Origin of the sequence: Serratia symbiotica, from assembly GCF_000821185.2 — a bacterium.
GTDB lineage: Bacteria > Pseudomonadota > Gammaproteobacteria > Enterobacterales > Enterobacteriaceae > Serratia > Serratia symbiotica.
Genome location: NZ_CP050855.1, coordinates 498,676 through 518,824, shown reverse-complemented (window position 1 = coordinate 518,824; position 20,149 = coordinate 498,676). Strand labels below are relative to the sequence as shown.

Genomic DNA, 20,149 nt, shown 5'->3' with positions numbered 1-20,149 from the left:
ATTATCAAAGTGCGCTGTTTAACCAAAATGGCGCATGCGATAAAGCCTGCTTACGGCTGGCTTCATACCCGCTTTGACGGCGTTCGGCCAGCGCGAGTTGCAGCTCGCGCCAACTGGCGAGGTAAGGCTCGGTTTGCTCGTCGGGGTAAGCCCCCGAAAGCAGCGTAAACGCTAACAGGTGGCGCGTCAGTCGCGGCAATTGCTCTGGATATTCATCGTCATTCAATGTGTGGTTAAAGGCTGCTTTCAGCTCGGCAGCGCTACGCCCCAACATGATGTCGCAGAAACGCTTGAAGGAATCGTCCAGCTTGGCCTGCCCCTTAACACCGACGAATGGTCGCCAGGCGCGAGTCACTAACCATGATGTGAGCGCCAACTTACATTGTAGGTACTGCGCGCTGTAGCACAATACCTGCGGCTGAACAGTTTTATCCACCAGCAACGGCTCCAGCGTGGTCAGACGAGCGCGCAGATCGGCACTGGCCTTACGCGGTACCAAACCACCGAAAATCACCAGGGCCTGGCGTATCAACGCTATCGCCTCCAGCACCGAACGGCGAGCCTGAACGTCGCCGCCTAGCCACAGTTCTTCGTGGTACTGCCAGTGGCTGAGTGCCAGTTCAACGCTGGCGATCATGCCTTGCTCAACGCTGGATTTGGCTGCTGGTTTCAGCACTCTCAGCTGACGGCGCTCATGCGCTACATTGCCTTGCGCCAAGTGATAACCGCGCGCCGCCTTGCTCAGGTTACCTTGGCGCAAACCACCGTGTTCCGCCAGCGCGTTGGCCAATGCCAATAGATCTGCGGTGTGGCCCTGCTTAAGCTCCAATTCGATCTCACACAGGGCCTCGCTCAGTTCACCTGCGCTGATTTCACCCTGATCGAGACTCACTTCAATCTCGCTTGTACCGTAAGTCACCACCCACTTCTCACGCATGAAATCAGTGCGGAACAACGGTTGCAGTGCCTGTTGCAGCGCGGTGAGATCGCAGCCCAGCGGCCAGATACCTGCCGGGAACTGTTCCAGCGCCAGCACCGGTGTAGCAATGGACACATTATATTCTGGCCGCTGATGCAGGCCGACGAGCACCTTGCCGGCGGTTTTAAGGGTCATTTCGTAATTGTCGTCAAAACCGCGAATACGCAGGCCCATATCCTGGCTGCGTAGGAAATTGTCAGCGGTTTCAAAGTAAATATTGGTCAGTTTTTGCGGCGTAGCATGTTGGTTTGGCCAGGCCACCAGTTGTTGCGGCAATGCGGTGACCGCTGCCGGGGTAGCAATAAGTTTTAGTTCTATTTCAACGGTCATAAATCTTTTACACCAATAAGTTATGCATTCACGTCTGTTTTCACAGCGGCAGCCTAGCTTGCCGCATTTGCCTGATGGCACCCATGGCCATTATCTTACCGTGATCCCCAGCGCCTTAGCCTTGCTAATTACAGAAAAAACCTGTTATGTAATGAAACACTGCGCAACTCACAGAATCAGTCGCAGTAATGACGTGTATCCGTTCCAGTTTTTGCGTTGCTTCGCCAGACTGAACGCTCTACTATTGCCCCATAAATTCACACAGAAACGAAGAACTCATGCAGAAATCACGCCTAATATGCCTAACCGCGCTGAGCTTCAGCATCCCTTTGGGCGCACATGCCGAAGATAAACGCTATATTTCTGATGAATTGAGCACTTATGTCCACAGCGGTCCGGGCAATCAGTACCGTATTGTCGGCACCCTGAATACCGGTGAAGCAGTCACCTTATTGAGCGTGAATGATAGCACCGACTACGCTCAGATCCGCGATCCTAAAGGCCGTATCACCTGGATCCCTCTCGAGCATCTGAGCCAGACGCCCAGCTTGCGCACCCGCGTGCCGGAGTTGGAACAGCAGGTGAAAACCCTGACTGACAAGCTGGCCAACATCGACAACCGTTGGAACCAGCGCACCGAAGAAATGCAGCAGAAGGTGGCGGCCAGTGGCAGCACTATCAGTGGATTGCAGCAAGAAAATCAAGATCTGAAAAACCAACTGGTGGTCGCACAAAAGAAAGTTAACGCCGTCAATCTGCAACTCGACGACAAGCAGCGCACTATTATCCTGCAATGGTTTATGTATGGCGGCGGCGTTGCCGGTGCTGGCCTGCTGTTGGGTCTGTTGTTGCCGCACTTGATCCCGCGTCGCAAAAACAACAACCGTTGGATGAACTGATTTCAGTCTTGTTCCGTTTGCGTATGCTGCCGACATTTCGTCGCCAATTTATGTGATCTGATAGACAAAGCATCAAGACAAATTCAGGAGTTAACCGTGAAGATTTACCTGGTCGGCGGTGCGGTTCGCGATGGCCTGCTTGATATCCCGGTGTTTGACCGCGATTGGGTCGTGGTGGGTGCCACGCCGGCGGACCTGCTGGCAATCGGCTATCAGCAGGTCGGTAAAGACTTCCCGGTATTTCTCCATCCCGATACCCATGAAGAATACGCGCTGGCGCGTACCGAACGTAAATCTGGTCACGGTTACACTGGCTTCACTTGCTGCGCCGCGCCGGATGTCACGCTGGAGGAAGACCTGCTGCGGCGCGATCTGACCATCAATGCCATTGCCCGTTCTTCGGAGGGCGTGCTGATCGACCCTTATCAAGGTGTGGCCGATTTGCAGGCACATGTGCTGCGGCATGTTTCCGATGCTTTTGCTGAAGATCCCCTGCGTGTGTTGCGCGTGGCGCGTTTCGCCGCTCGCTTCGCCCATCTGGGATTCAGCATTGCGGAGGAAACCCTTGAATTGATGCGCCATATGGCGCACAGCGGCGAACTGGCGGCGCTGACAGCCGAGCGGGTGTGGCAGGAAACCGAAAAGGCGCTACAGAGCCAGCACCCACAAGTCTATTTCCAAGTGCTGCGCGACTGCGATGCACTGGCGGTGTTATTCCCAGAGATCAACGCGTTGTTCGGCGTGCCAGCGCCTGCTAAGTGGCATCCAGAGATCGACACCGGCGTTCACACCATGATGACGCTAGCCATCGCCGCTCAGCTCAGCCCGGCGGTTGAGGTGCGTTTCTCCGCACTGTGCCACGATCTCGGCAAGGGATTAACGCCTCAGAAGTGCTGGCCGCACCATCACGGCCATGGGCTGGCTGGCGTTCGGCTGGTGGAAGAGCTTTGCCAGCGTTTGCGGATACCTAATCCGGTGCGCGATCTGGCCAAGCTGGTGGCCGAATATCACGACCTGATTCATACGGTGAACAAGCTGCGGCCACAAACACTACTCAAGCTGTTTGACGCCATTGACGTGTGGCGTAAGCCGCAGCGGCTAGAGCAGATGATTCTAACCAGCGAAGCGGACATCCGTGGCCGCACTGGCTTCGAGAATGATCTGTATCCGCAGGGCGACTATCTACGTCAGGCGTATCAGGTGGCAAATACAGTATCGATTAAAGAGGTCGTAGCCAGCGGACTACAGGGCATAGCGATCCGTGATGAGCTTACACGCCGCCGCCAACAGGCGCTGGCTGAGTGGAAGCTTATCCAAAACATCATGAGCGACCAGCCATGAGGAAGCCGCATGGCTGGGTAGCATATAAAGATCCTATAAGCCAGGGCGCTACGCTCGCGCTAAAGAGATAGGGCGAACGGCACTAATGAGATGCGTCTGACCCACTGCAAAAGCGGTCACGAAACTGACGGCGAAAATCGGTAAATCATCCATCGTCAGGAAGTGCAGATGCTTAGAGCCTATCCCATTAGGTTATTTTATTTGCCATTTTGGCCCTGGGCAGTGCTCCCCCTCCTCACGTATTCCCTGTACGCGCCGGTTGTTGCGCACTGTCTGCGTCCGAACTGGCGACAACAATGTACACCTACTGGAATAGGCTCTTATACCGATCCAAACTGCGGGTACCGATCATCATCGGTACCGTCAGAATGAATGCCGATCGAGCCGAGCAGAGGATGCCAGAATATTACGCAGGACGAGTGCCACGTTCGATAATCACACCAACCCGGCTGGCATGTACCACAGCGCCCGGTTTGCTGACCTTGATACGAACCCAGGGCGAATTGAAACGTTGAAGCAAAATCTCCGATATCTCCTCCGCTACTCGCTCCACCAGGGCAAAACAATTCGGCTCGACATGCTGAATAATAGCTTCGCTGATATCAGCATAGCTCAGGCAGTCGTTGATGTTGTCACTGGCTGCGGCCTTACGGTTATCCCAGCCCATTTCGATATCGAACACCAGCTTCTGACGGATGCTTTGTTCCCAATCATAAACGCCAATGGTAGTAATTACGGTAAGCTCTTCAATAAAAACGATATCCATCACGTCATTCTCTGTTTTTGGCCTTGCCGGATACCACTTCCAGCGGAATATGCGTATTATCCATAGATGTTGCGAGTAAAACGACCATTATTAAACGGAATCGCGTTATGAGTGCTACCGCGCTTGGCATGATTATCTTTACGTATCTGTGTGGCTCAGTCTCCAGTGCGATCCTGGTTTGCCGGATCGCCAGGTTGCCTGATCCGCGTGAATTTGGCTCAGGGAATCCAGGAGCGACTAACGTCTTGCGCGTTGGCGGTCGCCTTGCGGCAGCGTCGGTGCTGGCATTTGATATCCTGAAAGGCATGTTGCCAGTCTGGCTGGCGTACAAGCTGGAGGTTCCTCCGCTGTATCTAGGGCTGACGGCGATCGCCGCCTGCCTGGGACATATCTACCCGGTGCTCTTCCACTTCCGTGGCGGCAAGGGCGTAGCAACAGCCTTTGGGGCTATTGCGCCGATCGGCTGGGATCTGGCTGGTCTGATGACTGGCACCTGGCTACTAACGGTATTACTCAGTGGTTACTCTTCGTTGGGTGCCGTAGTGAGTGCGCTGATCGCGCCGTTCTACGTCTGGTGGTTCAAACCGCAGTTTACCTTTCCGGTGGCGATGCTCTCTTGCCTGATCTTGGTACGCCATCACGATAATATCCAGCGCCTATGGCGTGGCCAGGAAGGGAAAATTTGGGGTAAACTCCGCAAGAATAAGAGCGATGCGACGGACAGCGAAAAAACCGAAGATGAATAACAGAAGGATCGGATCACCCGACCCTTTGCTTTACACAGCGGGTAGTTCCGCCAACGGCCAGCGTGGCCGTACCGAAACGCTCAGTTCCTGGTCAGCACCGCTTTTCAACCGCACCATGCCGGCATAGGCGATCATCGCACCGTTGTCGGTACAAAATTGTGGGCGGGCATAGAACACCTCTGCACCGCGTTTTTGCATCATCGCCGCCAGTTTGGTGCGCAACGTGCGGTTGGCGCTGACACCGCCAGCCATCACTAAGTTTTTGAAACCGGTTTGCTCCAATGCGCGTTTGCATTTGATTGCCAACGTATCCACCACGGCGTCCTCAAAAGCGCGGGCGATGTCGGCGCACGTCTGATCGTCGCCACCGTTGGATCGAATGGTGTTGGCAGCGAAGGTTTTCAGCCCAGAGAAGCTGAAGTCTAACCCCGGACGATCGGTCATCGGCCGTGGGAAGGTAAAGCGATCTGCCCCCCCCTGCTGTGCCATCTTTGACAGCATCGGCCCACCGGGATAATCCAACCCAAGTAGTTTGGCGGTTTTATCGAATGCCTCGCCAGCAGCGTCGTCGATCGATTCGCCCAGCAGTTCGTATTTACCTATGCCAGTAACGCTGATCAATTGGGTATGGCCCCCTGAGACCAACAGCGCGACAAAAGGGAAAGCGGGTGGGTTGTCTTCCAACATCGGTGCCAACAGGTGGCCTTCCATATGGTGTACTGGCACCGCTGGCACATTCCAGGCGAAAGCCAACGCGCGGCCTACGGAGGCTCCAACCAGTAGCGCCCCCACTAGGCCTGGCCCGGCAGTATAGGCAACGCCGTTGATATCGGCTGCGGACAGGTTAGCTTCCTTTAGCGCCGCCTGGATCAGCGGCACGGTTTTGCGCACATGATCTCGGGAGGCCAGTTCCGGCACCACGCCGCCGTAGTCGGCATGCAGCTTCACCTGACTGTATAATTGGTTAGCCAATAAACCGGCTTGTTGGTCATACACTGCAATTCCGGTTTCATCGCAGGATGTTTCTATACCCAGTACTCGCATTACATTTTCCACCATTCACATGCAACTGCCAGTCTACCACAAACGTCACCATTTACCGCCAGCCCCGTGTATCCTGCCGCCAGCACACACTCTTGGTGATGATCCCTGCGATATGAGATACATGCCGGTTTGATTAAAAACGCGCATTTTTTTCTGATAGGTCTATAATCAGCGCCCGATGCAAAATTGCGCGTGTTTTAGCACAGCGGCGCAGTATTCAATTTTCTGTGGTGCTTTACAAAGCAGTATCCGTTGAAGTAGAATTTCGCACCATTTTAAGAAGGCTGGCGCTTGGTCAGCAGCAAACCGAATTTTATCGAGGTGAGAGGCACATGCCGGTAATTAAAGTACGTGAAAACGAGCCATTTGATGTTGCTTTGCGTCGTTTCAAACGCTCTTGCGAGAAAGCGGGTGTTTTAGCTGAGGTTCGTCGTCGTGAGTTCTATGAGAAACCGACTACCGAACGTAAGCGCGCTAAAGCTTCTGCTGTGAAACGTCACGCGAAGAAACTGGCTCGCGAAAACGCACGCCGCACTCGTCTGTATTGATTCTTCGGGGATATCGTTATCCCGCCGCGTGAGTTTCTGATTTTCAACATCGCGCAGACTGAGTAGTTGCATACGAAGGCCGTGCATTTCCGAAAGGAATGCGCGGCTTGTTCTCGTTTATAGGCTAGTGAAGTAGGGCTTATGGCTGGACGAATTCCGCGCGTATTTATCAATGACTTGCTGGCTCGCACTGACATCGTCGATCTGATCGACGCACGTGTGAAGCTGAAAAAGCAAGGCAAAAACTATCATGCGTGTTGTCCGTTCCACCATGAAAAGACGCCTTCTTTTACCGTTAATGGCGAAAAGCAGTTTTATTACTGTTTTGGGTGTGGTGCGCACGGTAACGCTGTCGATTTCTTGATGAATTACGACAGGCTTGAGTTTGTCGAAACCATCGAAGAACTGGCGACCATGCACGGGCTGGAAGTGCCCTACGAGGCAGGTACCGGGCTGACCCAAATCGAACGCCATCAGCGGCAAAGCCTGTATCAACTGATGGAACAACTCAGCGCATTCTATCAGCAGTCACTGCATCAGCCCGCTGGCACGTTGGCGCGCAACTACCTGCAACAGCGTGGGTTGAGTGATGACGTTATCCGCCATTTCGCCATCGGCTTTTCCCCAGCAGGATGGGATATCGCACTGAAGCGCTTTGGTCGCGACAATGATGCGCGCAGCGCTTTGAACGATGCTGGCATGTTGGTGACTAACGATCAGGGGCGATCGTATGATCGTTTCCGTGAGCGCGTGATGTTCCCTATCCGTGATAAGCGTGGGCGGGTGATCGCCTTTGGCGGACGCGTGGTAGGTGATGGCATGCCGAAATACTTGAACTCGCCGGAAACCGAAATATTTCACAAGGGTCGGCAATTGTACGGCCTGTATGAAGCGCAGCAGAGCCATCCTACCCTGCAACGGGTGCTGGTAGTGGAAGGCTATATGGATGTGGTGGCGTTGGCACAGTACGGTATCGATTATGCGGTCGCCTCACTTGGAACCTCAACGACGGCTGAACATATTCAACTGCTGTTCCGTGCCACCGATAACGTTATCTGTTGCTACGATGGCGACCGAGCTGGCCGTGAAGCGGCCTGGCGGGCGCTGGAAACCACGCTGCCTTATCTGAACGATGGGCGGCAGTTGCGGTTCATGTTTTTGCCCGATGGCGAAGACCCGGACACGCTGGTGCGCAAAGAGGGCAAGACAGTTTTCGAACAACGGATGGAACTGGCACAGCCACTTTCCACTTTCTTGTTTGAAACTTTGATGCCACAAGTGGATCTGAGCAGCCCGGATGGGCGAACCAAGCTGAGTTCGTTGGCAATTCCGATGATAAGCCAAATACCCAGTGAAACATTGCGTCTGTATTTACGACAACAACTGGGTCAAAAATTAGGCATGCCTGATGAATTCCAACTGGAGAAGTTGCTAAGTAAGCAGGTTGAAAATGCAAGCCCTTACCAGGCACCTCAACTAAAACGCACAACCATGCGTATACTGATAGGGTTACTGGTGCAAAACCCACGGCTGGCTACACTTATTCCTTCGCTTGAAGGATTGGAGCAAACTAAACAGGCGGGGTTGCCGCTGTTTGTCGAACTGGTACAGACCTGTTTGGCGCAGCCGGGGTTGACCACTGGGCAATTGTTAGAACTGTATCGCGATAACAAATTAAGCCAGCAGCTTGAAACCTTGGCGACATGGAACCATATGATCGTTGATGACAGGGTGGAGCAAACCTTTTTGGATACGTTAGCTAGCCTGTATGACTCAGTATTGGAACAGCGGCTGGAGGCGCTGATCGCACAAGCTAGAACCCATGGACTGAGCCAGGAAGAACGCGAAGAAGTACGTTCACTTAACCAGATCTTAGCGAAGAAAAACTGAACACCAACGGCTTAAGTGCTGATAAATGCGAGGGCATAGCCCTGCAATATGCCGCCATAGTGGGGCGCGGCAATAACAAAAATACCCCAAATGCTATTGTTGGCGGTTTCGCCGACCGACACCAACCCAAATACTCTGAAGTGTGGAACCGTCTTATGGAGCAAAACCCGCAGTCACAGCTAAAGCTGCTTGTCACCCGTGGTAAGGAGCAAGGCTATCTGACCTATGCTGAGGTCAATGACCATCTGCCGGAAGATATCGTCGACTCCGACCAGATCGAAGACATCATCCAGATGATCAACGACATGGGCATCCAGGTGATGGAAGAAGCACCGGATGCCGATGATCTAATGCTGGCCGAGAACACCACCGATACCGATGAAGACGCAGCGGAAGCTGCTGCTCAGGTGCTGTCTAGCGTTGAGTCTGAAATTGGCCGCACTACTGATCCAGTGCGCATGTACATGCGCGAAATGGGTACCGTGGAGTTGCTGACGCGCGAGGGCGAAATCGATATTGCCAAGCGCATTGAAGACGGCATCAACCAGGTGCAGTGTTCCGTTGCTGAATATCCAGAAGCCATTACCTACCTGCTGGAGCAGTACGATCGCGTCGAGGCGGGTGAAGCTCGCCTATCTGATCTGATCACCGGCTTTGTCGATCCAGATGCGGAAGAGGACATCGCCCCTACCGCTACACACATTGGTTCTGAACTATCGACCGAAGAGCAGGACGACGAAGACGACGACGACGCTGAAGATGACAACAGCATCGATCCAGAACTGGCGCGCCAGAAATTTGCTGACTTGCGCGATCAGTACGAAACGACTCGCCTGGTTATCAGAAAGAACAGCCGTAGTCACGCCAGCGCAGCAGAAGAGATCCTGAAACTGTCCGAAGTATTCAAGCAGTTCCGCTTGGTACCGAAACAGTTCGACTTCCTGGTCAACAGCATGCGCGCCATGATGGATCGCGTCCGTACGCAGGAACGCACCATCATGAAGTTGTGCGTTGAACAGTGTAAAATGCCGAAGAAAAACTTCGTCACCTTGTTTGCTGGCAACGAGACCTCCGATGTCTGGTTCGAAAAGGCGCAGGCAATGACTAAGCCGTGGTCGGAGAAGCTGAAAGACGTCGCGGAAGACGTACAGCGTAGCCTGCAAAAACTGCATCAAATCGAAGTAGAAACCGGCCTGACCATTGAGCAGGTGAAAGATATCAACCGCCGCATGTCGATCGGTGAAGCGAAAGCCCGCCGCGCGAAAAAAGAGATGGTTGAAGCCAACCTGCGTCTGGTTATTTCCATCGCCAAGAAATACACCAACCGTGGCTTGCAATTTCTGGATCTGATCCAGGAAGGCAATATCGGCCTGATGAAAGCAGTAGATAAGTTTGAATACCGTCGTGGTTACAAGTTCTCTACTTACGCCACTTGGTGGATACGTCAGGCTATCACCCGTTCTATCGCCGACCAGGCGCGTACCATCCGTATTCCGGTGCATATGATTGAGACTATCAACAAGCTCAACCGTATCTCGCGTCAGATGCTACAAGAGATGGGCCGTGAACCGATGCCGGAAGAGCTGGCCGAGCGTATGTTGATGCCGGAAGATAAAATCCGTAAAGTGCTGAAGATCGCTAAAGAGCCTATCTCCATGGAAACGCCGATCGGTGATGATGAAGATTCACACCTGGGCGATTTTATCGAGGATACTACCCTCGAACTACCACTGGATTCTGCGACCTCGGAAAGCCTGCGTTCTGCCACGCACGACGTACTGGCTGGTTTAACCGCGCGTGAAGCGAAAGTACTGCGTATGCGGTTCGGCATCGATATGAACACTGACCATACGCTGGAAGAAGTGGGCAAACAGTTTGACGTTACCCGTGAGCGTATTCGGCAGATCGAAGCTAAGGCGCTGCGTAAGCTGCGTCACCCAAGTCGTTCCGAAGTACTACGCAGCTTTCTCGACGACTAAGGCTCATTGTCAGCGAAAATAAAAAACTCCGATTTGGTTTCCAGAAAACGGGATAGGTATAGAGAGAGGTGAACGACTTTGCGCACCAATTAAGTGAGATCTTCTCTCTATGCTTGCCCATACAGAATGCCTTGCTGGCACATATCTGCAGCCTCGCTTACCCAGGCGTTATCTGCCGAGTACTTTCAAGATGAAAACAATTTGTGCCAAACACCCCATGCAGGTTAGACATCAGGAGCTTGACGGGCAGCGGGCGTCCACTAAAAGAATTTACAGCGGTCATCAAAAAATCCACCAGCAATAACAACAGGCTAGGGTTGAGCAGAAAAGCAACATACGAGTAGGCAACGGTAGACTTTAGCCGAAGCATTACCGTATAATCCCGCCGCCCGGCCCCTTAGCTCAGTGGTTAGAGCAGGCGACTCATAATCGCTTGGTCACTGGTTCAAGTCCAGTAGGGGCCACCAAATAAAACAAGGGGTTACGATAAAAATCGCACCCCCTTCGTGTTTCCTAGGCTACCTATAGGCTACTTCTGTGTTGATATCAAAGTGATTTATCACTATAAAAATCAACTAATTTGCACTCATGAATCAGCCCTGAATCGCCAGCCCGTGGTCAACTGCGCAATTTTCAATCACCACTATTCCATTTAATTTCATCAATCAGGCAACCGGCCTCGTATCTTTCCACCATATAGGCTTCATTCCACGACTCATAAACCGCCAGGCGATTAAATTCCGGCTCATTCTTCGCAAACGTCCTGCCGCCTCCTTTCAGGAAATACAGGGAAAGATTTCGCAAGGATGTAACCAGTACCGCGTTATCCGGGAAATGCGGCACAGGAACGGCGGGAAGTCCGCCCAGCGTCGGGTTATTCAGCAGGATCTGATTGACCAGCATTTCCTTGTTCGACTGATTGGGTGCCACGGCATTCACAAGCGGATACTCCTTGTTGAAAAGTGTATTCATGCTGCATACCGATACCAGATCCATACGGTATTGCTGAGTAATGGCCGATTGCCAGCCATCCAGTACAAGGGCGTCAACGGTGCCGTAATCGCCGTGCGAGATGATCCGCCCGTCTTCATTGCGTCCTGCAACTGAAAGCCCGCTGATAACCCTCTCCGGCGCTTCCTGACGGTACTTCTCTAGCCAGCCCACGCCGCAATCCTGACGCTTCGGATACTTTTCAGGACTGGACAGATAGGCGTAGTGCGTACCGTTAAAACCGATTAACAGGCGATCGAGGTTGCGCTGTTGATCAACTGCCGCCTTAGCCAGTTCCGGGTAATTTTCAAGATGCGTCCACGCATCCAGTTCGTCATATGAAATACAGGTGTCAAAGTTGACCTTCTGGCACTGGTAGCGGTGGGGTTTCAGTGCAGCCCCGGCCTGTGGATTCCGGCGCGTACTGCCATTGCTGACGTAGGCCAGCGATCCGCCTGACCCCACCATAACGCTTTCCCCTTCGGCGTCTTTCACGGGGGTGACGTTAATCCGGGTCAGAAATTCCGCGCTGTAGTTCGCCGCCAGCGCCCCGGACTGCACCGGGGACGGGTTGGTATTACTGTGATTGATTGACACAAAGCCTGACGTAAGATCGATTGAACCGCTTTCTTCGTTAGTCAGAGCTTCAATAACGCGCGTGACAACCGTCGCCATTGCGCGGGGCCTCTCACCGGCCAGCATGACCGGCTGCGGCAGAGCCTCATTGTTACCAGAAGGCCCGGGCAGGAAAATATTAGGATCTGAAGAATTACCCCCTCGCCCGCAGAAAACCGCTGCCCTGAGTGCCCGCCGTCATGCCGTCCGTGAAGTTCGGCTTCCAGCTTCTTATTTTCCTGCTCCATCAGAATTTTGTCCTTCGGTGAGGCACCGCTCGCAAACTGCTTGTTACGCTGAATGAGCGCCCGGATACGTGTTGCAAAGTCCATAACATTATCCTCTCAGTTATCAGCCCATGCCCTTGCACGGCTCGCGGCCATCGGCAAGCGCACGCATCTTCTCCGGGTCATTACGTGCCATCGCCATCTGTGCGCCAGACGGAGAGCGGCGCATGATGTTACGCATGTTTTCCGGGAATGAACCCGGCCAGAGATGAAGCGCATTTTCGCTGTCGTCTGCCACCGCAGCCAGATAGTCGCGGGCGGGGGTGAGGTTATTCTCGCGGGTGATATCCCTGACCAGCGAGCCAAGCAGGTTATCAAAGTCATGAGCGGGGAGCGGGGAAAGCGCAAACAGACCGCGCACAATCACCAGCGAGTCGCGCAGGCTGTTCAGCAGGGCTTCACACTCCGGCTGAATGAGCGCGGTACTCAGTTCACGCCAGGCAAAATCATAGCGTCTGGCCTTATCAGCCGCGTCATAGCGCAGCTTAAGCACTTCCACGCGGGCCGCATCAATCAGCGGGGAGATACGCCCCAGCTTATCTTTTGCCAGGCTGGCAAGCAGCGTGGCTTTGTCTGAGTCTTCACATTCAACGCCACCGGACGCCAGCAGACTCTGCTCCCATCCGTCAGACTGCCTGCCCGCTTCTTCCTCCAGCTTTTGACGGGTATCCAGCAGGTTTTGCACGGTGGCCTGTTTCGCTTGCAGCAGGCCATATGCCTCGTCAAATTCGAGGCGCACTGTCGCGGCGTTCTCTGCCAGTCGGGTAAGTTCGGGTGTCATTTTCATAGTCCTGATTCCTGATGTAATACAGTTACCACGGCACGCACTCTGCCTGCCGGTATGGCCTTTATGGTTCACCAGAATCAGAAGGGATGTCGCGGCGCTTTTGTTGTCAGCCGCAGGCAAGACCCGAAACTGTATAACAGGGCAAAATAATCACCGGATAATGCCGGACACAGAGCACTGACAAAGGCAGGAAAATCATGTACAGCCCGGCAAGAAACGGTAAATCCGTACTGCGTGCGGTCAGAGTCCCCCACGAACTGGACGAACAGATCCGCAGGCTGTGCGAACAGCATTCGCTCAGCTATTCAGGGTGTGTGATAAGACTGGCCCGGCAGGGCATGGAGCAGGCGGTAAACAGCAGTGCGGGCCGTTATCAGAGTCTGGATACCCTGATAAATGACGTGCTGGCAGGTAATGCGAGGGAAGGATAACACCCCGCCCGGAACGGGCGGGGGAACAGCACACATTGACGCTTCAATCTCCCGCCGCAGGCGGAAGCATCGCCGGTGCGTCACGACTACTGACCCGGCGTTCAAAGGCGTTCAGTGTGGTAAAGCTCTCACTACATTCCAGATTCTGGCACTGATGATACTGGCGTATGGTGTGATCGCTCAGGCGGCGACTGGTACGGGTGCGGGCCATAGCGCCGCAGAAGGGACAACGAAACATGATGATAGCTCCCCTGTGGGAGTTGAACTCGCCGATATTATGATTCAGGCAGGGCATGACAACAACATCCGGCCTGCAATAAAAATCTTTGCAGCAATCCATTCAAAATTATTCACCAGCCCACACGCCCCGTGCAGGGAGGTTCCTCAGCCTGCGGGCAGTCTGTGGAAAAATAATTTCATCTTCATTCAGCGCGTGTAAGCCACTGTGAGGGGCGCAGCCTCAATCCTGCTCCGCGCATGATCCCCGTTCTGAAATGTGCCCCACAACACGTACATTGATTCTGACGGCAAAATATTACTGGCTCACCGTCCCGCGCCCCGTCGCGTGGGCTGTTCCCCCGTCACCTGCGCGCGACATTTGCTTCATTTTTCGTGCATCTGGCGATCCGGCCTCAGCCAGCGCCAGCAGCGGGCGGAAAGGGCATAAACACCATCAAAAAAATTGTGCAAATTTGTGCACTATTGTGCAGTCACGAAAACCGATAAAACAGGCTTAAAAATGCAGGAAAACGCACCAGCGGGATCGGGTGTTATACAGACAAAACGCCCCTGATGGTGAACAGGAAAAGGCACGCCAGCCAGAAAAAGAGGCTTTACGACTCTGAGAAGGGGAAAAGCAACTGAGCAACTGAGCAACAGGCAAAATCTATCAACACCTCATTAAAAGCCTGATTTTTGCTTTTTATTTTCCTTTACTGTCAAAAACGGTGGGAACAGTGGGAACAACGTTGATATATAGGGAATATTTCTGTTCCCACCCGTATCGACCAGTGGGAACAAAGATAACAACATGCTTATAACCCATTGATTATAATCATTTTCCCACTGTTCCCACCTGGGTACAGGCAATGGGAACAGAATAAAGTCTTTTAAATCAATCGTGTTCCCACTGTTCCCACTGTTCCCACCAAAATATAATACTCGCGCGATATGCTTTTATTCTGGAAGGGTATGCCTATCAATGGGAAACCGGCTTAATGGCCAGCACGGTCATAAATAACCCTGCCTGCCGGTATCTGGCACCACCAGTTCTGGCAGTGCTGCAGGAAACAAAACAGGCCAGCGCACCGCGCAAGCCTGTCGAAAAATAGATTCCGTTCATTCACCGGATTAAGGCTTCTTACCGTACCGCCCCGCGCCCGTCAGTGGGTTAAACCTGACGGCATCTTGTAAAAACTCTGGTGCAAAATGCGCATACACCATAGTTTGCTGGATCGTTGCGTGCCCGAGGATACGTTGCAAGGTGATAATGTTCCCTCCGTTCATCATGAAGTGCGTAGCGAACGTGTGTCGTAGCACATGCAGCGCTTGGCCATTGGGAAGATCGGGCTTGATTTCTTTAAGAACGGCACGGGCATTCATATAACTCGGATAGAAAAGACGCCCCGTTGCCCTGGTTTTCACTTCCGCTTCCAGTGCGGTATCGATTGGAACAGCCCGGCGTTTGCCATTCTTGGTCTTCATAAATATCACCTTTCCACCGATCACGTGCTCCCCTTTCAGACTGGCAACCTCGTTCCATCGGCCACCTGTCGCAAGGCATAGCATCACTGCTTTTAAATCATCGCCACCAAGCCGCGACAGTAATGACTCCATTTCGTCGGCTGACAGGAAAGTCATATCGGTTTCTGCTTCCTTGAACGCTTTCACCTCATGGAACGGGTTGGGGTTCTGATATTCTTCGGCGTTGATCAGTTTGGTGAGCATACCGCTCATAATCGCGCACTGGCGATTCACGCTTGATGGTTTCAGTCCGCGATCGAGCATCATCACCCGATAGTTCATGATAGCCTTGCGTGTCAGTTGGTCGGCTCGCTTGATACCCATTTCCGCCAAATTAGCGATAATACTTGTAAGTCTTTGTCGTTCTACCTCTCCATGATGATGGCTCTTACCGTGAAATACCCACCAACGCGCTAATAATTCAGTAAGTTTTCGCCGGTCTGGCGGCTTTTCCAGCCAATCCTTATTGTGATAGTTGACCAGTATGTGACGCACAAAAATAGATGCCTCCCCCTTGCTGCTGAACTTGCGCCGGATCCTCTTACCTTCAACACCCTGCGGCCTAATATCCACCTCATAACGCCCATCATTTAGCCTTTTTATCGACATGAGCCACTTCCTTCATCATCCGACAACATCGCTTTTGAACACATATACCCATTTGGAGCCAATCTCAGGGAGCCTTACCTTTCTCTGGAAACGCCCTTCATCACCGGTATCCAGCCAGCCCGCTTCATTGCATAAACGGGCGGTTTTGGCTGTATCGGACGTACCACAAATTTCTTTCCAGCCGCTGGGGAGAACGTAGTACGTGGTTTTGGGTTCTTTGCTGTTATCCCCTTTAATAACCCGGCGAAAGCCCACCATGTTTGCCGGGCGGTTTTCTTCTGTCCATTCGGCAAACCGGGTGTACTGATTACCGGTGATAAACCGCCGTACTTTCTCCATGGCATCAGCATCTTCCTGGTTGGCGGTATGCCCACGATCTTGTATCCATGCATCAAGGCACTTCCTGGCCGCATTCTCAGCCTCACCGGGTTCCCATCCGGTGATACCGGCTTCGGTTGCAAGTTCACCGGCAACGGCCAGCAGGGCAAAACGATCAACCACACGACCCACCTGATTACCGGCATTTTCAGGAAGAAGCGTTCGCTCATATTTTTTGCGTAAGGCTCTGGCCCGCTCCGTTACCGTGTTGAGGTTGGCGGTGAGCCAGCGCAGCCAGTCGCGGAATACCGCACCATGATATTGCCTGCTCGCCTGCTCAAGATGTTCAGCAAACGCCTTGCCCCCGCTGAATCCATGTAACTCCTCAAAGGCACCAAACTGGCCCGTGTTGCTGGGGATTTGCACCATTCGCACCCCAACCCCGGCACCGGTTCGACGCTCCCCGGCTTCTGCTGCATGTTCGGCTATGGATACCTCCCCCGTGGAAAGAAACAACAGCGTCCACTGCGCCTGTTCGCGCGGGCTTCCGTCCACTCTCGCCCTTGCCTTGCCCTGACCGTTACCCAGCATATAGGCGATACGGCTCGCCTCCCTGCCGTCAACCTCGCTGATTTCGTCGAGCATAAGCACGGCGTCATTACGACGCAGCGCGATACCTTCCAGGGCGTTTCCCGTCGCCCGCCATGTTTTCCAATAATCCGGCCCGCCACAGACGGAAGCGGCCACCTTCATGGTGGTGGTTTTACCATCGGTGGATTCCCCCTTGAGGTGATATCCGCCCCCACCGATTCCCAGCAGTGTCAGCAGTGTCAGCAGGGGAGCAGCAAACGCCAGACTGACGCAAAAGACCAGGCGGGAATTTCCGGCGCAGTAACGGCCTACATGCTCCATCCACTCGCGGGTATCACCACTTACCCTGAAATCATTTTTTGATGACCGGGCGGCCTGAAAAATGACCGAACTGGCTTCGCCGCCAATCACCTCGCCATTGAGCACGTAAGAGCCACCGTACCAGCCCGTCCTCTCTACACAGGTCACTTTACGTACCGGGCGGCAGGTAGCGATATACTCCATCAACAGCCCACGCGCAGTACCGTTCACGCTGATAAAATGAAGACCATTCTCAAGTAACACCTCACGCAAATCCTGCCCGGCTCCGGCAAGTACCGTCATGGGCATGGCCCACTCATGACGGGAGCCGTTGGAATCATCCCACTCCAGCAGACGCCCGAAATTACCACCGTCTGCGTCGCAGGTAATGGCGGTCACTTTCAGCGGGCTGCAAATCTTTATCTGTTTCACCTGGCCGCTTTCACTTCCGTCATTATGGGTACGCTCGCACCACAGAAATTCTTTCGTCAGCCTGAAGCCGGGAGGCAGGCGGGTCTCCGTATCTCCGGGATTAAACATTTCTTCCGCAAAGGCTTCCCGCGCCCGCTGGACGCCAAAATCACGGCGGTAATCGTCCCAGTCTGCCTTTGCCCTGCCGGGGGGAATACTGACCCAGCCTTTTACGGCCAGTGCAGCTTTGATTGCCACTTCCCGCCCTTCATTGGGCTTGCCGTCCATGAAATCATTGTCACCGGCAATAATGATCTGCGTTTCAGGCCATTTTTCCCGCACGGCCTCTGCCGCCGCCCTGAGGTTAGTTTTGGACAGAGCCGCCAGCGGCCACGCATCACTGAGCAGTGAAACGGAAACAGCCGTAGCGTAACCCTCTGCAATAACGACTTTTTCGGGCGATCCTTCCGGAAAATCGCTAACCGGAATAAAGCAGCCGGAATATTTAGACCCTTTCATCAGGTTCTTGACGGCATTACCGCTGATAAGCTGGATACCGGTTATGTATCCCTCCGTGTTTTTAACCGGCAGCATCAGGGAGCCTGACGGGTATTTTTCACCACCGGCCATCAGTTCTCTGGTTGTCAGTCTTGACGCATGACCGGCCAGTCCTTTACCTGCCAGATAGGGACTTTCCCCTGTCACCGACTGACTCAGAAGTGCAGGCCAGTTCACCGTTGTCTGTTTTGCAGCATCTTTTCTGGCGGGGGCAGTAACAGCCGGTACGGACGGCAGACATTCAGCCACGCGAGCCGCAGCGGGAACGGTATCAATATCAAAAACCAGCTTCACAATATCAATGCCATCACCATTGCCACAGTGATTACAGAACCACGTTCCGCGCCCGTCTTTATTATCAAAACGGAAACGATCTTTCCCTCCGCATTTAGGACAGGGGCCGTGTTTCCCATTTTCGGGAATTTTTATGCCAAGGCGCTGTAGAATGTAATCCCACTTCCCCACAGACTGCTTGCTAATTTCTGACACTTTGATATTCTTCATGCCGCAACCTTTTTCAGTAAATTCATTAAGCGCCGCTCACTACGGCGCTTTTTTATTGTTATATCAGTCACTATCTTTCAGTAGTGCCTCAGCCTTATTTTCCCCATAGCGTTCAATAATATGCAGGCCAGTTACGCCCTGAAACTCAGAGAATATACCTCCAGTGATAAATATACCTGACTCGATGCGTTCCAGCTCCTCACTGAGCACCTGAAAAAGGCTGTGCATTCTTCTGGCATCTACACTATCCGCATCTTTATTTTGTGCCGTATCTCCCAGGAATATAGCCATCAAATCCACAATATCCGTAAACATATCAAGTCTGTCCTTGCTTTTCTCCGTCATAAAACAGGTATAATTTGGGAGCAATGACAGTTCGCTGTTAACGTATGAATCCGCATTTAATGTATTTTGAGACATAAAGACTCCCTGACCCGTCAGGGTCATATAAAATATGAATTTATTTACCGAATTATCAGTGCAGTTTACTGGTGTCAGGCGCGGTTATTTCCAGAACCTTAAGCGCTTTAAAATACGTTAATCCTTCCCAACGTAATTGCGCTGCAGCCCGAATAATTGCGTCTTCACGATTTAGCGCTTCAACAGTTGCTTCTGCGCTGCGGGTATAACCCTTCGGTGTTACCGCATAACCGGAAACCAGAAACGTTTTATTGCGGGTTACTTTTCCGCAGAAGATATCAGCCATGCTTTCACCTCAATAACTTTTACCATGCATTCATGCGTGACAGTGCCAACGGCATTTTTATGGATATACGCCATTTTCTGTGCGTCTTTCCAGGCAGCTTCGCGGGATTTATAGCGGCCACCGTGAACCAGTTCGCGCCGTTCGGCAGCTTCGTAATTAATTAGGGTGATAAGGATTCTAAACATGAGTCACCTCACGAACAGGCAGGCGACCAGCAAATGAGGCGACAAAATCACGCGCTATCGTGCATCGTGCGCTCATGAAATCAGGGGCGGTGACTTCCCTACGGTGCGGTTTAGACAACACGTCAGAACGGCGAACAGCGAGAAAAAGCCAAACAAATTGGGGATACAACGGGGTTGGGGTTGTCATCATAATGATGATCTCCTTGTACTTGATTAAGGAGTCACCACCGGAGTTTCCACGCTCATGATTGGTGGTGACGCTGACAGGGGTGGAAATACCGGCGTACAAGGAGACCGGCCAGCCCGAAAGCTGCCCTGCCAGCGCCACCATTGATACTGCGCGGATCTGCTCCGCTGAATATGGTGGCACTGACTTAACGACAATAAAAAAGACGCAATCGGCGTCTGGTGTCGCCTTGTACTGATACGGGTTTCCACGCCCGGTTGCCCATTGAGTGGCAACGGTAAGACGATAGCGCCGTAATGCCTTCTGCGTCAATAACAATGCATCATTTTTATTTGAAAATGATAACATCACATTGATTTTATGAGCATTAAAGATACAATGCTTGTGGTTGAGTTGTTTTGGCAT

19 protein-coding genes and 1 tRNA gene are annotated in these 20,149 nt (G+C 52.9%); 8 read left to right on the top strand and 12 right to left on the bottom strand.

Annotated features, from left to right (window positions below; all coding sequences use genetic code 11):
- Positions 1 to 4: 4 nt before the first annotated feature.
- The gene (locus SYMBAF_RS02690; RefSeq protein ID WP_040263350.1) at positions 5 to 1,309 is read right to left on the bottom strand and encodes a CYTH domain-containing protein; all 1,305 of its coding nucleotides are present in this window, start codon (positions 1,307 to 1,309) and stop codon (positions 5 to 7) included.
- A gap of 278 nt (positions 1,310 to 1,587) precedes the next feature.
- On the opposite strand from SYMBAF_RS02690, the gene SYMBAF_RS02685 reads away from it, so the two are divergent.
- Together SYMBAF_RS02685 and SYMBAF_RS02680 are read left to right on the top strand one after the other, a co-directional pair.
- Complete coding sequence (locus SYMBAF_RS02685; protein ID WP_040263352.1) at positions 1,588 to 2,208, top strand: TIGR04211 family SH3 domain-containing protein; 621 nt, start codon at positions 1,588 to 1,590, stop codon at positions 2,206 to 2,208.
- A gap of 96 nt (positions 2,209 to 2,304) precedes the next feature.
- Entirely contained in the window at positions 2,305 to 3,549 is a 1,245-nt protein-coding gene (locus SYMBAF_RS02680) for a multifunctional CCA addition/repair protein (RefSeq protein ID WP_040263353.1), read from the top strand.
- Positions 3,550 to 3,955: 406 nt separating this feature from the next.
- Here SYMBAF_RS02680 and folB read toward each other — a convergent pair whose 3' ends face one another.
- Entirely contained in the window at positions 3,956 to 4,315 is a 360-nt protein-coding gene (folB, locus tag SYMBAF_RS02675) for a bifunctional dihydroneopterin aldolase/7,8-dihydroneopterin epimerase (protein WP_040263355.1), read from the bottom strand.
- Positions 4,316 to 4,422: 107 nt separating this feature from the next.
- On the opposite strand from folB, the gene plsY reads away from it, so the two are divergent.
- Complete coding sequence (gene plsY, locus SYMBAF_RS02670) at positions 4,423 to 5,061, top strand: glycerol-3-phosphate 1-O-acyltransferase PlsY (protein ID WP_040263357.1); 639 nt, start codon at positions 4,423 to 4,425, stop codon at positions 5,059 to 5,061.
- 30 nt (positions 5,062 to 5,091) lie between these two features.
- On the opposite strand, the gene tsaD is transcribed toward plsY, so the two are convergent.
- Positions 5,092 to 6,105, bottom strand: coding sequence for a tRNA (adenosine(37)-N6)-threonylcarbamoyltransferase complex transferase subunit TsaD (gene tsaD, locus SYMBAF_RS02665; protein WP_185899915.1), 1,014 nt, complete (start codon positions 6,103 to 6,105; stop codon positions 5,092 to 5,094).
- Positions 6,106 to 6,437: 332 nt separating this feature from the next.
- Between tsaD and rpsU the strand changes: the two genes are divergently transcribed.
- The 4 genes from rpsU (at position 6,438) to SYMBAF_RS02645 (ending at position 10,989) form a co-directional block, all read left to right on the top strand.
- Entirely contained in the window at positions 6,438 to 6,653 is a 216-nt protein-coding gene (rpsU, locus tag SYMBAF_RS02660; protein ID WP_001144069.1) for a 30S ribosomal protein S21, read from the top strand.
- Positions 6,654 to 6,794: 141 nt separating this feature from the next.
- The gene (gene dnaG / locus SYMBAF_RS02655; RefSeq protein ID WP_040263359.1) at positions 6,795 to 8,543 is read left to right on the top strand and encodes a DNA primase; all 1,749 of its coding nucleotides are present in this window, start codon (positions 6,795 to 6,797) and stop codon (positions 8,541 to 8,543) included.
- Positions 8,544 to 8,683: 140 nt separating this feature from the next.
- Positions 8,684 to 10,522, top strand: coding sequence for an RNA polymerase sigma factor RpoD (gene rpoD, locus SYMBAF_RS02650; RefSeq protein WP_272899531.1), 1,839 nt, complete (start codon positions 8,684 to 8,686; stop codon positions 10,520 to 10,522).
- A gap of 391 nt (positions 10,523 to 10,913) precedes the next feature.
- Positions 10,914 to 10,989: transfer RNA gene (locus SYMBAF_RS02645), tRNA-Ile, on the top strand.
- Between the two features lie 166 nt (positions 10,990 to 11,155).
- Here SYMBAF_RS02645 and SYMBAF_RS02640 read toward each other — a convergent pair.
- Both SYMBAF_RS02640 and SYMBAF_RS02635 read right to left on the bottom strand, forming a co-directional pair.
- Positions 11,156 to 12,214 (bottom strand): P2 family phage major capsid protein, encoded by a 1,059-nt coding sequence (locus SYMBAF_RS02640; RefSeq protein WP_185899914.1) that lies wholly within the window; start codon positions 12,212 to 12,214, stop codon positions 11,156 to 11,158.
- 264 nt (positions 12,215 to 12,478) lie between these two features.
- Positions 12,479 to 13,201: a hypothetical protein gene (locus SYMBAF_RS02635; protein ID WP_040263367.1), complete on the bottom strand. Its 723-nt coding sequence runs from the start codon at positions 13,199 to 13,201 to the stop codon at positions 12,479 to 12,481.
- Between the two features lie 197 nt (positions 13,202 to 13,398).
- Here SYMBAF_RS02635 and SYMBAF_RS02630 point away from each other — a divergent pair, with 197 nt between their 5' ends.
- Positions 13,399 to 13,632, top strand: a complete 234-nt coding sequence (locus SYMBAF_RS02630) for a hypothetical protein (protein ID WP_040263370.1) — start codon at positions 13,399 to 13,401, stop codon at positions 13,630 to 13,632.
- 43 nt (positions 13,633 to 13,675) lie between these two features.
- Here the strand turns inward: SYMBAF_RS02630 and SYMBAF_RS02625 are convergent, their stop codons facing one another.
- From SYMBAF_RS02625 to SYMBAF_RS02595, 7 genes are all read right to left on the bottom strand, one after another.
- Positions 13,676 to 13,870, bottom strand: a complete 195-nt coding sequence (locus tag SYMBAF_RS02625; protein ID WP_082026831.1) for an Ogr/Delta-like zinc finger protein — start codon at positions 13,868 to 13,870, stop codon at positions 13,676 to 13,678.
- Positions 13,871 to 14,982: 1,112 nt separating this feature from the next.
- Positions 14,983 to 15,984, bottom strand: coding sequence for a phage integrase (locus SYMBAF_RS02620; protein WP_040263373.1), 1,002 nt, complete (start codon positions 15,982 to 15,984; stop codon positions 14,983 to 14,985).
- 15 nt (positions 15,985 to 15,999) lie between these two features.
- The gene (locus tag SYMBAF_RS02615; RefSeq protein WP_040263375.1) at positions 16,000 to 18,666 is read right to left on the bottom strand and encodes a DUF927 domain-containing protein; all 2,667 of its coding nucleotides are present in this window, start codon (positions 18,664 to 18,666) and stop codon (positions 16,000 to 16,002) included.
- Between the two features lie 63 nt (positions 18,667 to 18,729).
- Positions 18,730 to 19,086 carry a hypothetical protein gene (locus SYMBAF_RS02610; RefSeq protein ID WP_040263378.1) on the bottom strand — a complete coding sequence of 119 codons (357 nt, stop codon included), beginning with the start codon at positions 19,084 to 19,086 and terminating at the stop codon, positions 18,730 to 18,732.
- Positions 19,087 to 19,141: 55 nt separating this feature from the next.
- Positions 19,142 to 19,372, bottom strand: coding sequence for a hypothetical protein (locus SYMBAF_RS02605; protein ID WP_040263380.1), 231 nt, complete (start codon positions 19,370 to 19,372; stop codon positions 19,142 to 19,144).
- The gene (locus SYMBAF_RS02600; RefSeq protein ID WP_040263382.1) at positions 19,345 to 19,557 is read right to left on the bottom strand and encodes a hypothetical protein; all 213 of its coding nucleotides are present in this window, start codon (positions 19,555 to 19,557) and stop codon (positions 19,345 to 19,347) included. The genes SYMBAF_RS02605 and SYMBAF_RS02600 overlap by 28 nt, the downstream gene beginning before the upstream one ends.
- Positions 19,550 to 20,149, bottom strand: coding sequence for a host cell division inhibitor Icd-like protein (locus SYMBAF_RS02595; protein ID WP_237162921.1), 600 nt, complete (start codon positions 20,147 to 20,149; stop codon positions 19,550 to 19,552). The genes SYMBAF_RS02600 and SYMBAF_RS02595 overlap by 8 nt, the downstream gene beginning before the upstream one ends.

Excerpts from the sequence above, each read along its gene's own strand:
- SYMBAF_RS02690 (WP_040263350.1), bottom strand. The coding sequence starts at position 1,309 with ATGACCGTTGAAATAGAACTAAAACTTATTGCTACCCCGGCAGCGGTC.
- SYMBAF_RS02685 (WP_040263352.1), top strand. The coding sequence starts at position 1,588 with ATGCAGAAATCACGCCTAATATGCCTAACCGCGCTGAGCTTCAGCATC.
- folB (WP_040263355.1), bottom strand. The coding sequence starts at position 4,315 with ATGGATATCGTTTTTATTGAAGAGCTTACCGTAATTACTACCATTGGC.
- plsY (WP_040263357.1), top strand. The coding sequence starts at position 4,423 with ATGAGTGCTACCGCGCTTGGCATGATTATCTTTACGTATCTGTGTGGC.
- tsaD (WP_185899915.1), bottom strand. The coding sequence starts at position 6,105 with ATGCGAGTACTGGGTATAGAAACATCCTGCGATGAAACCGGAATTGCA.
- rpsU (WP_001144069.1), top strand. The coding sequence starts at position 6,438 with ATGCCGGTAATTAAAGTACGTGAAAACGAGCCATTTGATGTTGCTTTG.
- dnaG (WP_040263359.1), top strand. The coding sequence starts at position 6,795 with ATGGCTGGACGAATTCCGCGCGTATTTATCAATGACTTGCTGGCTCGC.
- SYMBAF_RS02640 (WP_185899914.1), bottom strand. The coding sequence starts at position 12,214 with ATGCTGGCCGGTGAGAGGCCCCGCGCAATGGCGACGGTTGTCACGCGC.
- SYMBAF_RS02635 (WP_040263367.1), bottom strand. The coding sequence starts at position 13,201 with ATGAAAATGACACCCGAACTTACCCGACTGGCAGAGAACGCCGCGACA.
- SYMBAF_RS02630 (WP_040263370.1), top strand. The coding sequence starts at position 13,399 with ATGTACAGCCCGGCAAGAAACGGTAAATCCGTACTGCGTGCGGTCAGA.
- SYMBAF_RS02625 (WP_082026831.1), bottom strand. The coding sequence starts at position 13,870 with ATGTTTCGTTGTCCCTTCTGCGGCGCTATGGCCCGCACCCGTACCAGT.
- SYMBAF_RS02620 (WP_040263373.1), bottom strand. The coding sequence starts at position 15,984 with ATGTCGATAAAAAGGCTAAATGATGGGCGTTATGAGGTGGATATTAGG.
- SYMBAF_RS02615 (WP_040263375.1), bottom strand. The coding sequence starts at position 18,666 with ATGAAGAATATCAAAGTGTCAGAAATTAGCAAGCAGTCTGTGGGGAAG.
- SYMBAF_RS02610 (WP_040263378.1), bottom strand. The coding sequence starts at position 19,086 with ATGTCTCAAAATACATTAAATGCGGATTCATACGTTAACAGCGAACTG.
- SYMBAF_RS02605 (WP_040263380.1), bottom strand. The coding sequence starts at position 19,372 with ATGGCTGATATCTTCTGCGGAAAAGTAACCCGCAATAAAACGTTTCTG.
- SYMBAF_RS02600 (WP_040263382.1), bottom strand. The coding sequence starts at position 19,557 with ATGTTTAGAATCCTTATCACCCTAATTAATTACGAAGCTGCCGAACGG.
- SYMBAF_RS02595 (WP_237162921.1), bottom strand. The coding sequence starts at position 20,149 with ATGCCAAAACAACTCAACCACAAGCATTGTATCTTTAATGCTCATAAA.